The sequence below is a fragment of the Pseudomonas syringae pv. coryli str. NCPPB 4273 genome, assembly GCF_000972175.1.
Taxonomy (GTDB): domain Bacteria; phylum Pseudomonadota; class Gammaproteobacteria; order Pseudomonadales; family Pseudomonadaceae; genus Aquipseudomonas; species Aquipseudomonas syringae.
In genome coordinates, this window is record NZ_AWQP01000004.1 from 112,492 (window position 1) to 124,222 (window position 11,731).

Below are 11,731 nucleotides of genomic sequence, written 5' to 3' on the forward strand. Positions count from 1 at the left end.
ACTTACGCCGTGTTACGCAGCAGTTGGCGACTGGTAAAACTGAACGCCAGCACCAGAAAGATCAGCGCCCCGGTCGCAACCTGCTGCCAATAGAAGTTCCAGCCGATCAGCAACAGGCCATTGGCGATCACGTTGATGAACAGCACCCCCAAAAGTGTACCCGGAATATTCGGACGCCCTTGACGACTGAGCGTCGTACCGATGAACACGGCGCCGATGGCATTGATCAGGTAAGCGTTGCCTGACATCGGCACGTAGGCGTTGACCGTCGAGCTGAGCAGGATACCCGCCACCGCACAGGCCAGCGCGCTGGCGAAAAACACCTGCACGGCAATGCGTCGCGTGGGCAGGCCCGAGTAATACGCCAGTTGCGGCTGCGTGCCCAGCGCAAGGATTTCCCGCCCCAGACGTCCGCGCGCCAGGATCAGCCCGTAAAGCCCTGCCAGCAACCCGACCACCAGCAGCGGCAATGGCACGCCGAGGATCGACACAGCGCTGATCCCCGGTAATACGCCCTGAGCGATATAGATCGGCTGGCCACCGTCGGATAACAACTGTTGCACGCTGGTGCCGATAAACAGCGTACCCAGCGTCGCCAGGAACGGCGAAATGCGCAGCCCGGCGATCAGCATCGCGTTGAACGCCCCGGCGATGCCCCCTGCCAGCATAGCGACGGCAATGGCCGCGCCCAGACCATGACCGCCATTCAGGGTGACGACGAAACCGAGGCTGGCAAAGTCCAGCGCCGTTCCCACCGACAGATCGATACCGCCAGCCGCAACAGCCCAGGTCATGCCGATTGCGACGATGGCCAGCAACACGAAGTTGTTCAGCACCAGACTCGACAGGTTGCCCCAACTCAGAAAGCCCGGTGCATTGATCGCGAAAAACAGCAGGATGATCAGCACCAACAGCGGCAGGACCGCTGGCAAAAGGCGCGGCAGCACCTTGACCAGCGTCGAAGAGGTACTCAGGGTCAGCGTACTCATTGTTCACCCTCCCGGCGGCCGAATGCCCCGGAAAATGCCACCACCAACAGAATCAACACGCCTTGCACGCCGTTGACCCAGAAGCTGGAAATGTTCAGCAATTGAAAACCGTTGATCAGAAAGCCCAGGAGCAGCGTCGCCAACAGCGTGCCGGGAATGTTGGCGGTCAGACGCCGCGAGAACACCACGCCAAGAAAGGCAATGGCCACCACTGACAACAACATGTCGCCGGAACCGGTCGTGCTGCCGCTGAAAAACGCTGCGGAGCAGAATGCAGCCAGTGCAGCGCAGCCACCGGCAATCAGGTAACTGGCAAACACATAGCGCCGCAGATTCAACCCGGCCGCCTCGGCTGCTTGCGGGTATTCGCCAATGGCGTACAGACGCAGGCCGAACGCGCTGTGCTGAATCAACAGCCACAACACTGCCGCGACACTCAGCAGCACCCAGGCTAACGCCGGGACACCCAGCCAGACACCGGACGCCAGGCTGTCGAGCAATGCCGAGTCGGTCGCCAGCACAGTGTTCTGGGTCAGCACCAGTTCCAGGCCGGCAATCAGGTTCATGCTCGCCAAGGTCGCCAGTAACGGCGGCAAGCGTAGAAACACCACCGCCAGGCCGTTGAACGCGCCGACCAACAGGCCGCAGCCGAGCGTCAGGCCAATCGCTTGCCAGGCATCGAACCCGGCATTGTTCAGGCTGCTGTAAACGGCCGCACACAGACCGAGATTGGCCGCCAGCGACAGGTCAAGGCCGCCGCTGACCACATTGGAACCACCACCGATAACCACGCAGGTCAGGCCCAGCGCGAGTATGCCGAGGGTTGCTGACTGGGCGAACACGTTGCTGATGTTGCCGAGGCTGAGGAAGTTAGGCGCACTGACGGCAAAGCCGAGCAGAATCGCCAGAAACACCAGCAACGACCCGCGCTGCGCCAGCTGCACGCGCCAGCGTTGCGCCAGCTGCACGCGCCAGCGTTGCGCTGGATCGCCAGCCTGTGCGATTGATAGATCAAGCGCGGACATAATGGGCCTCCGCAGGGAGTGATTGGCTGTCATGGTCGCTTTCACTGGCGTCCGTGGCGCAGGCCAGCAGCTGGTCGCTGTCAGTGCTCAGTGAGTCGAATTCGCCTGCAATGCGTCCTCTGTGCAGGACCACAATGCGCTGAGTGATGCCGATCAGCTCCGGCAAGTCAGACGACAGCACCAGCACCGCTGCGCCGCCCTCGGCAAGCTTGGCAATCAACCGGTAGATTTCCACCTTGGCGCCGATGTCGACACCCACGCTGGGCTCGTCCAGCAGGTATAACGTCGAATGGCGGCTCAGCCACTTGCCCAGCGCAACCTTCTGCTGGTTGCCACCGCTGAGCGCGTGCACCGGCGCATCATGGCCTGAGGTCTTGATTGCCAGTTCGTCGATCAGGTGTTGGCTTTCCCCGGCTTGCGCCGCAGCGTCGAGCAATCCCCAGCGGCTGAAGCGCCCCAGGCTGGCCAGCGTGATGTTCTCCAGCACCGAAAGCGCCGGTGCCACGCCATGCGTGCGGCGCTCCTCGGGGACCAGTGCGATGCCATGGCGTACTGCGTCACGCGGTGATTTCAGCTGCAACGGCTGACCGTTCAACAACAGTTCGCCGCGATCCGGCTTGAGCAACCCGAACAGGCTCCTGAGCAACTCCTTGGCACCCGAGCCGACCAGCCCGGTCAGGCCCAGCACTTCGCCACGCCGCACGCTCAGGTCAACGCCGTCGTAGAAGCGCCCTGCCCCCAGCCCGCGCAGTTGCAGCACGGGCGTGCCGGGTGATGTCCGGGCACGAAAATATTGCTCGCCGACCTCCCGATTGACCATCAGCCGGGCGATCTGCGCAGTGCTGGTGAGTGCCGGATCGACCACCGCCACATCGCGGCCGTTACGCAACACGGTGACCTGATCACACAGCGATTCGATCTCCTGCAAGTAGTGGGAAATGTAGACAATGGTCAGCCCTTCATCGCGCAGGCGGCGAACGATGTCCAGCAAGCGGTCCACCTCCTGCTTGACCAGTGACACACTCGGCTCGTCGAATACCAGCACCTTCGGCCTGGCCAGCAACGCGCGAGTGATCTGCAGTATCTGTCGCTGGGCGCTGTCCAGATCGCGTACCAGCGCCCCGGCGGGCAGGCGCATGGCAAAGTAATCGTCCAGAAGCCTTGCCGCTTCGCGCTCCTGGGCGCGGCGATCGACGAAGGGACCACGCTTGATTTCCTGCCCGAAAAACAGCGCCTCGCCGACGCTGAAATTGCCTGGCAGCAGTCGCTCCTGATGAATGAAATGCACGCCTGCGGCTTCGACCTGACGCGGTGTGAAACTGTCGAACGGCTGGCCATGAATACTCAAACGGCCGGCATCGGCGCGATGAATACCGGCGAGAACCTTGATCAGGGTCGACTTGCCCGCCCCGTTTTCACCCACCAGCCCGTGAATCGTTCCGGCCTCGACCTTAAGGTTTACGCCATCCAGCGCCTGGGTGGCGCCAAAGCGCTTGCTGATACCCTTCAAGTGCAAGGCCGGTGGCAGCGCCGCAACGTCTGTAATCGCTAATCCCATGATCGATCTCCCGCGTCAGTTATCGCCTCTGAGCTTTTGCACGTCCGGCAGATTGGCGGCCGTGGTCAGCAAGGTGGGCACCTGGGTCTCCTTTGGCAGATCGTGCTGTCCGGCCAGGTAACGGGCGACGTTCTGCACCGCGGTTTTGCCGATCAATGCAGGCTGCTGGGCAACCACGGCACCCACCGGCGAATCGTCGCGGCGCATCAGCTCGAGCACTTCCGGCGTGCCGTCGACGCCGTAGGTCTTGATTTCGGTTCTGCCGGCATCGATCAGTGCCTTGCTGGCGCCCAGTTGCGGGATGTCCCAGGCGGCCCAGATCGCCGAAACACTGCCTTTGGGGTACTTGTTGAGCAACGCCGAGACTTGCGAGTAGGCGTCCTGAACCGTGTTGGGAATGACATCGCGCAACTCGGGCTCGATGATTTTCAGCTGCGGATGATCCTTGAGCGCCAACTTGAGCTGGTCATAACGAATGGCGCAGACCGGCACGCCATAAAAGCCATTGAACACCAGCACGTTACCCTGGCCACCTGCGTCCTTGATCAGTTGCCCGGCCAGTGCCTTGCCGGTGGCCACGTTGTCGGACGTGGTGTTGTTGAGGCTGTATTGCGAGGGCGCATCGATGGTGAACAGCGGAATACCCGCCTTGCTGATGCGCTTGAGCCAAGGGTCGATAACACTGAGGGTGCCGAGGGTCTGGATCACCGCATCGGGCTTTTGCGTGACCACGGTCTGCAATTGATTGACCAGATTCTTGTCGTTGCGACCGGCATCGAGCGTGATGGGCGTGCCGCCCAGGCGCTTGACCTCATCCACCTGCGCCTGGAAGGCCTTGATATCGAAGTAGTGGCTGGTGCCGGTCATGCTGATCGCTATGCGTTTGCCGGCCAGCGAAGGCACATCGCTGTCCTCGGCATACGCGGTTGCGACGAGGCTGGTGGCCAACAGGGTCAGCACCAGAGTGCGCCCTATTGCATGCAGGCGGTTGGTCTTGGGGGTCGGGACGGCATCAGGCATTCGGGTGGCTCCGCTGGCTCAGGAAAACAATCCTGATCAGCAGTGCACAGGTCATGCCCAAAGCCTTGTAGTGCGCCTGGCGATAGCGCGACGCCCGGCGCCAGGCGGTTTCAAGCTGTCGCGCCAGATGGCGTTGTGCGCAGCAACCTGGCTTGGCCTGCGAAAACGCCGGACACTTTGTCGATTCGCTGTTGCCCGGACAACAGCGAATCGATGCGGTAACGGGCCTGCTATCGGCCCGTGTTATCTGAGCTTGAACTGCCCCAGGGTGGTCGTCAGGTCACTCGCCAGCTCGGCCAGTGACTGGCTGGCACTGCCGGTCTGGCTGGTGCGCACTGCCGATTGTGCCGACAAGTCACGGATGCGCACCAGGTTGCGGTCCACTTCCCGCGCAACCAGCGCTTGTTCTTCGGAGGCGCTGGCGATCACCGTGTTGCGCTCATCGATGACCATGACCGAACTGGCGATGCTGGCCAGCACAGCGTTGGCCGACTCGGCCTGTTGTTTGGTACGCTGCGCCTGGTCGGTACTGACTTCAAGCGCGACCAGGGTACTTTTGGTGCCCTGCTGGATGTGCCCGACCATGGTTTCGATCTCGCGAGTCGATTCGCTGGTGCGGTGGGCCAGAGCGCGTACCTCGTCGGCGACCACGGCAAAACCCCGTCCGGCATCGCCCGCGCGTGCCGCTTCGATGGCAGCGTTGAGGGCCAGCAGGTTGGTTTGCTCGGACACTGCGCGAATAACATCCAGAACCTTGGTGATATCCAGCGTGCGGGTCGCCAGCGCCTGCGCCTCGACCGATGCCGTGCCAACATTTCGGGTCAGTTCAAGGATCGACTGGACGGTTTGATTGAGCTCTTCCTGACCTTCACGGGCCGACACCGAAGAGGCTTTGGATTCCACCGAAGTGGTCACCGCATTACGCGCCACTTCATCGACCGCCTGACTCATCTCGGTGACTGCGGTGGCGGCCATTTCGATTTCGCTGTTCTGCACCACCAGATCGGCGTTGCTGTTAACCATCAGGGCGCTCATTTCTTCCGTGGCCGACGCCAACTGGTGAGCGGCATCGCCCACCTGGGTCAGGGTCTGGCTCAAATTGCCGCGCATGCGCTCCATCGATTGCAGCAACAGGGCCGCCTCGTCAGTGCCCTCACGGTTGATTGCGCTGGGACGCAGGTCGCCCGCGGCAATGGTTTCCGAGCTGTGCAGCGCCTGACTGATCGGCACTGCGAGACTTCTGGTCAGACGCCAGGCAAGCAATACGGTCAACAAGACCGTCAGAAACATGACCCCATAAGTGACGATCAGGGCGTTCTCATACACCGACGTCGCTGCAGCGCTGGATTCGGCTTCGGAGTCGTCATTGATCTTTTCCAGCTTGCCCAGGGCTGCTTCGATACTTTCCGCCATGGCCTTCATCTCGCCCCAGACGAGCGCCCTTCCGGCCTCTGCCTGGTTCTCGTTGATCAGCGTATAGACCTTCTCGGCACGCTCGATGTAGCCCTGATAAGTGCTCTTCAGTCCCTCGACGAGTGCGCGCTCGTCATCCTCGGTGATCAGCGGGTCGTAGGCCTCTACGGCCTTTTGGAACCCGGCCTTCTTTTCAAGGAGCTCGGTGTGAGCCAGAGCCACCTGCGCAAGATCATGCGTGGCAAGCATTTTGGCCACGGTGGTGCGGGTTTTCTCGACCGCCAGGGCAATATCGTCACCCAGCGCAATCCCTGGAAGCGCGTCGTTTTCGATTTCAAGCGATTGCTCACGAATACCGTGCAATTGCTGAATGCTGAAAATACCAAGCCCGAACACCAGCACCACCATCAACGCAAAGCAGGCGGAGGTCCGCGCGGCTATTTTCAGCTGTCTCAGCATCTTCAATCCCCTTCCCGTGACCGGTAAATAAATGAGTACCGTCATTCCTATCGGCAGAACAGGAAAAAGGATGAAGATGCTCCGAACAGAGAGGTGCCACTGTTATCAAGGCCCACCCGAATCGAAGCTTATGGTAGGTTTCGCGACGCTCGATAATCGCGAGATGGACGGGTGTTTCCACCCTTCAGACTGACTTCCTGGAGCTGCCATGAAACCTTGCTACGCCGCTGCACTGCTTGCTTTCTCACTGCCTGGCCTCGCTTACGCAGGTGATGCGCTACCCACCTACTCCGCCATCACCCAGGCGTTGAACACCGGAGAGTCGGTCGCTGTGGTGATCGATCTGGGACAATGCAAATCCTCGATCGCCGGTGCCGAGCCGTCCAAAACCAAAGGCGGCAAACGCATTGATGCCTACCGCATCACCCCAGACGGCACCCTGGCATTCTCGGACACCCACTTCAGCCTCGACCGCGATAACAAGCCCATCGAGCAATTCATTCGCTATCAGATACGCTCGAACGGCACCGCCACATTCAGCATGACCACGCTGAATGTTCCTGGTTATCAGCAGGTGGGCACTCCGGTAAGTTATGACTGTGCGGTCGGCAAGGGATTGAGCTTTTTTGCCGGATGAGCTGGCTCATGACCTGACCGCATAAGACACAAAGACGTCGGCGTGGGGGAAAAACCAGCCTCACGCCGTCAGAAATAAAGCTCGATGTGCGCCATCACATCAGCGTTTTGTTTCAGTGTCTGCTTACCGGTCGTTAACCTGAAAAATGCTGACACGCAGGCTGTCATCCCCCGACTTGATGCTCACCCTGCCGACGTACAGATTGCGCTGCAAGTGATCATGCGCACCGGAAGGCACGCTGAACTGCTTGCTGCATGTAAAGCGCGAGTCGGTCACAGGCGCCCGGCCCGTTTCATGCCCTGCCAGGAGTCCCTCGCCCACTACCTCTATGTTTACTCCGTGATCAGTGAACAAGGTGTAGTACAGGCTGACACGCACAAGGTCGTCGCCCTGGGGCACCAGATAAAGACTGCCTCCAGGAAGTACCTGCCCCTGCAATCGCTCGCCACGAAACTCTCCGCCCTGTATTTCACAGCTGCTGCGCTGCATCTTCGAAGGGTCGCAAAGCAATTGCGGCTTATCGATACGCAGGTGAATGGTCAATATTTCATGCAACTGCATCGTCTCTATCCCCTACGTCCCATAGTGCATGTGAAGACTGGTGACTCGTTCATAACTGTACCAAGGTGTATGTTTTAGCCCGGACGCTTGGAAACTGTCAACTTAAGCGAACCATTCGGTACTGTTATAAGGGGTATAGGAAGGAATGCATTCAAAGCCTTTCGCTCACCGCCCAGGCCTCCTGCGTTCATGACGCCGCCGCACCGCCACCCTGCTGGTACTCTCGCGGCGTGCAGCCGAACTCGCGACGAAACACGGTGTGCAGGTATTGCGCAGACCGGAAACCACAATCACGGGCGATCTCGGCAATGGCCAGCCCGGTGTTTTCCAGTCCGTTAGCAGCGGCGGCCAGTTTGAAACGCAGGATCTCGTCATGCACGCTGCAGCCCCTTACGCGGCGAAAGTGTGACTCCAGTGACGAGCGCGAAACGCCCACGTAAGCGGCTACCTGTGCAGTCTTGATGCCTTGGCACGCATACTGCCGGATAAACAGCAGCGCCTGCATGACATAGGGGTCACCCAAGGGCTGATGCAGACTCGAAGCCTGCACGTTGACAGTGTCCGGAGGTATCAGAATGTGTGTACCCGAGGACGGCATGCCGTGCAGCATCTGGTGCAGCAGGCGTGCGGCGGTGCGGCCCATTGTGTCGGTGCCCTGAACGACCGAGCTCAGTGGCACGCGAGTGAGGGTTCTGGTCAACGGATCGTTATCGATGCCGATCAGCGCCACCTGTTCGGGAACGGCGATTCCGGCGGTCAGGCAGGCTTGCAATAGCTGACGGGCGCGGGCGTCGGTCACGGCGATGATGCCGATCGGCTTGGGCAGGCTTTGCAGCCAGGCGATCTGCTGTTCTACGGCGCTGTCCCAGAGCGGCGCGCTGGTGCCCAGGCCACGATAGACCTCGGCGTGCAGGCCGTCGCGTTGCAGCAAGCGGCGAAAGGCCTGCTCGCGCTCCTGGGCCCAGCGATTGGCTTGCGCTTCTGGCAGGCTGAAGCAGGCAAAGCGCGTCAGCCCGGCCTCGATCAGGTGCTCGTAGGCCGCCTTGATCAAGGCGTAATTGTCAGTCGCCACATATGGAATGCCCTTCGGGTAGGCGCGCTCGTCCTGATAGGACCCGCCCACCGCTACCACCGGCAGTTTGATCCCGGCCAATGCCTCGCCGATCAGTGGGTCATCGAAATCGGCAATGATCCCGTCGCCCTGCCAGCGCTCGATGCCTTTCAGGCGACAGAGGAAGTCCTCCTCGAGGAACAGGTCCCAGGACACCCGGGTGCTGCTGAGGTAGTTGCCGATGCCACTGATGATGCCGCGGTCATAAATCTTGCTGCCGTTGAACAACAGCGCGATGCGGTGAACGGGAGGTACGGTTTTCATTGTTTTTATGCCGATTCGATAAGCACGACGCCGTGGGCCACAGACTAGGCCGCTGACCGACGAATCTCAACACTCAAAATCGCACTGTACGTTGACGATTTTCATAATCAGCGGATGCAGGGCCGTTGCTAGTATCCAGACACCGCCAAGAACAATAAGGAAAACGCTCATGCTGTACTTCCCCGACGTCGACAGGGTTCGCTATGAAGGCCCTGACAGCGACTCGCCCCTCGCCTTTCGCCACTATGACGCCGACAAGCTGGTCCTCGGCAAACCCATGCGCGAGCACTTGCGCATGGCGGCCTGCTACTGGCACACCTTCGTATGGCCGGGCGCCGACATGTTCGGTGTCGGCACCTTCAAGCGCCCATGGCAAGGTTCCGGTGACCCGATGGAACTGGCCATCGGCAAAGCCGAAGCGGCGTTCGAGTTCTTCTCCAAGCTCGGCATCGACTACTACAGCTTCCACGACACCGATGTGGCACCGGAAGGCGCCTCACTCAAGGAGTATCGCCACAACTTCGCGCACATGGTCGATCATCTTGAGCGCCATCAGCAACAGAGCGGCATAAAACTGCTGTGGGGCACGGCCAACTGCTTCAGCAATCCACGCTTCGCCGCAGGCGCTGCCAGCAACCCGGACCCGGAAGTCTTTGCCTACGCCGCGACCCAGGTGTTCAGCGCGATGAATGCCACCCAGCGTCTCAAAGGGTCCAACTACGTATTGTGGGGCGGTCGTGAAGGCTACGAAACCCTGCTCAATACGGACCTCAAGCGTGAACGCGAACAACTCGGTCGCTTCATGCGCATGGTGGTCGAGCACAAGCACAAGATCGGTTTCAAGGGTGACTTGCTGATCGAGCCCAAGCCACAGGAGCCGACCAAGCATCAGTACGATTACGACAGCGCCACGGTGTTCGGTTTTCTGCAGCAGTACGGCCTGGAAAACGAGATCAAGGTCAATATCGAGGCCAACCACGCCACGCTGGCCGGACACAGCTTCCACCACGAAATCGCCACAGCGGTCTCGCTGGGGATCTTCGGCAGCATCGACGCCAACCGTGGCGACCCACAGAACGGCTGGGACACGGACCAGTTCCCCAACAGCGTCGAGGAGATGACCCTCGCCACCTACGAGATCCTCAAGGCTGGCGGCTTCACCAATGGCGGTTTCAATTTCGACTCCAAGGTACGTCGCCAGAGCCTCGACGATATCGATCTGTTCCACGGCCACGTCGCCGCGATGGATGTCCTTGCCCTGGCGCTGGAACGTGCCGCCGCAATGGTGCAGAACGATAAACTCCAGCACTTCAAGGATCAGCGCTATGCGGGCTGGCAGCAGCCTTTCGGGCAATCGGTACTGGCGGGCGAATTCAGCCTTGCGTCGCTCGCCGAACACGCCTTCGCCAACGAGTTGAACCCGCAGGCCGTCAGCGGCCGCCAGGAACTGCTCGAAGGTGTGGTCAATCGCTTTATCTACGCCTGACAGGCGTAGCTGGACGTCGCCGTGACATTCAGGCGACAAATCTTCACACGCGACGTCCGGCAACGCTCTACAGTTCTATCGGTATCACCCTCAGTCAAGCAGTGTCTCAAACAACAATAAAAGGACGCACCCTATGAACACCCTGAAACGTACGCTGCTCGCCAGCGCGCTGGCCTTGCTGTCCCTGCCGGTCATGGCTGACTCCGCGCACCCGAAAATAGGTTTTTCCATTGATGACCTGCGTCTGGAGCGCTGGTCACGCGACCGTGATTACTTCGTTGCGGCGGCGGAAAAGCTGAACGCCAAGGTCTTCGTACAATCGGCGGATGCCAATGAGCAGAAACAGATCTCGCAGATAGAAAACCTCATTGCTCGCGGCGTCGATGTGATCGTCATCGTGCCGTTCAACGCCACCGTACTGACCAATGCCGTTGCCGAAGCCAAGAAGGCCGATATCAAGGTAGTGTCGTATGACCGGCTGATCCTCAATGCCGATATCGATGCGTACATTTCCTTCGATAACGAAAAGGTCGGCGAGATGCAGGCCAACGGCGTGCTGAAAGCAGCGCCCAAGGGCAATTACTTCCTGCTGGGCGGCGCGCCCACCGACAACAACGCCAAGATTCTGCGTGAAGGCCAGATGAAAGCGCTGCAACCGGCTATCGACAGAGGTGATATCAAGATCGTCGGCCAGCAATGGGTAAAGGAGTGGAACCCTACCGAAGCCCTGAGCATTGTCGAAAACGCCCTGACGCGTAATAACAACAAGATCGATGGCATCGTCGCCTCCAACGACGCCACTGCCGGCGGCGCGATCCAGGCCCTCGCCGCACAGCAACTGGCCGGCAAAGTCCCTATCTCGGGCCAGGATGCGGACCTCGCGGCGGTCAAGCGGGTCATCGATGGCACCCAGACCATGACCGTCTACAAGCCGCTGAAACTGATTGCCAGCGAAGCCGCCAAGCTTTCAGTGCAACTGGCACGCAACCAGAAACCCGATTTCAGTTCGCAATACGACAATGGCAGCAAGAAAGTCGACACCATCCTGCTGACGCCTACAGCGTTGACCAAGGACAACATCGACCTGCTGGAAAAAGACGGGTTCTACACCAAGGCGCAGATTGACGGGCAATGAGCCTCGATCGTTGATACGTCGCTGAAAGCCAGAGCACGACCCTGCGGTTAGGCAGAGTCGTCGCTCAGGCCAA

The 11,731-nt window shown here is 60.1% G+C and carries 10 protein-coding genes and 1 pseudogene; 3 read left to right on the forward strand and 8 right to left on the reverse strand.

Annotated features, from left to right (window positions below; all coding sequences use genetic code 11):
• Positions 1 to 2: 2 nt before the first annotated feature.
• From P406_RS02385 to P406_RS30060, 6 genes and pseudogenes are all read right to left on the reverse strand, one after another.
• Entirely contained in the window at positions 3 to 989 is a 987-nt protein-coding gene (locus P406_RS02385; RefSeq protein WP_046235214.1) for an ABC transporter permease, read from the reverse strand.
• The gene (locus P406_RS02390) at positions 986 to 2,014 is read right to left on the reverse strand and encodes an ABC transporter permease (protein WP_046235215.1); all 1,029 of its coding nucleotides are present in this window, start codon (positions 2,012 to 2,014) and stop codon (positions 986 to 988) included. The genes P406_RS02385 and P406_RS02390 overlap by 4 nt, the downstream gene beginning before the upstream one ends.
• Complete coding sequence (locus tag P406_RS02395; protein ID WP_046235216.1) at positions 2,001 to 3,572, reverse strand: sugar ABC transporter ATP-binding protein; 1,572 nt, start codon at positions 3,570 to 3,572, stop codon at positions 2,001 to 2,003. The genes P406_RS02390 and P406_RS02395 overlap by 14 nt, the downstream gene beginning before the upstream one ends.
• Positions 3,573 to 3,587: 15 nt before the next feature.
• Positions 3,588 to 4,592, reverse strand: coding sequence for a sugar ABC transporter substrate-binding protein (locus P406_RS02400; protein WP_046235217.1), 1,005 nt, complete (start codon positions 4,590 to 4,592; stop codon positions 3,588 to 3,590).
• Between the two features lie 243 nt (positions 4,593 to 4,835).
• A complete protein-coding gene (locus P406_RS02405; RefSeq protein ID WP_370737584.1) occupies positions 4,836 to 6,014 on the reverse strand; it encodes a methyl-accepting chemotaxis protein in 1,179 nt (392 codons plus the stop codon).
• A pseudogene (locus tag P406_RS30060) lies at positions 5,988 to 6,509 on the reverse strand (MCP four helix bundle domain-containing protein); the annotation flags it as partial. The gene P406_RS02405 and the pseudogene P406_RS30060, both read right to left, overlap by 27 nt.
• A gap of 163 nt (positions 6,510 to 6,672) precedes the next feature.
• On the opposite strand from P406_RS30060, the gene P406_RS02410 reads away from it, so the two are divergent.
• Positions 6,673 to 7,101, forward strand: coding sequence for a VirK family protein (locus P406_RS02410; protein WP_046235219.1), 429 nt, complete (start codon positions 6,673 to 6,675; stop codon positions 7,099 to 7,101).
• Between the two features lie 123 nt (positions 7,102 to 7,224).
• Here the strand turns inward: P406_RS02410 and P406_RS02415 are convergent, their stop codons facing one another.
• The gene (locus tag P406_RS02415) at positions 7,225 to 7,671 is read right to left on the reverse strand and encodes a DUF3237 family protein (protein ID WP_046235220.1); all 447 of its coding nucleotides are present in this window, start codon (positions 7,669 to 7,671) and stop codon (positions 7,225 to 7,227) included.
• Between the two features lie 178 nt (positions 7,672 to 7,849).
• The gene (locus P406_RS02420; protein WP_046235221.1) at positions 7,850 to 9,037 is read right to left on the reverse strand and encodes a XylR family transcriptional regulator; all 1,188 of its coding nucleotides are present in this window, start codon (positions 9,035 to 9,037) and stop codon (positions 7,850 to 7,852) included.
• 169 nt (positions 9,038 to 9,206) lie between these two features.
• Between P406_RS02420 and xylA the strand changes: the two genes are divergently transcribed.
• The gene (gene xylA / locus P406_RS02425; RefSeq protein ID WP_046235222.1) at positions 9,207 to 10,523 is read left to right on the forward strand and encodes a xylose isomerase; all 1,317 of its coding nucleotides are present in this window, start codon (positions 9,207 to 9,209) and stop codon (positions 10,521 to 10,523) included.
• A gap of 133 nt (positions 10,524 to 10,656) precedes the next feature.
• Positions 10,657 to 11,658 carry a D-xylose ABC transporter substrate-binding protein gene (gene xylF / locus P406_RS02430; protein WP_046235223.1) on the forward strand — a complete coding sequence of 334 codons (1,002 nt, stop codon included), beginning with the start codon at positions 10,657 to 10,659 and terminating at the stop codon, positions 11,656 to 11,658.
• Positions 11,659 to 11,731: the final 73 nt, after the last annotated feature.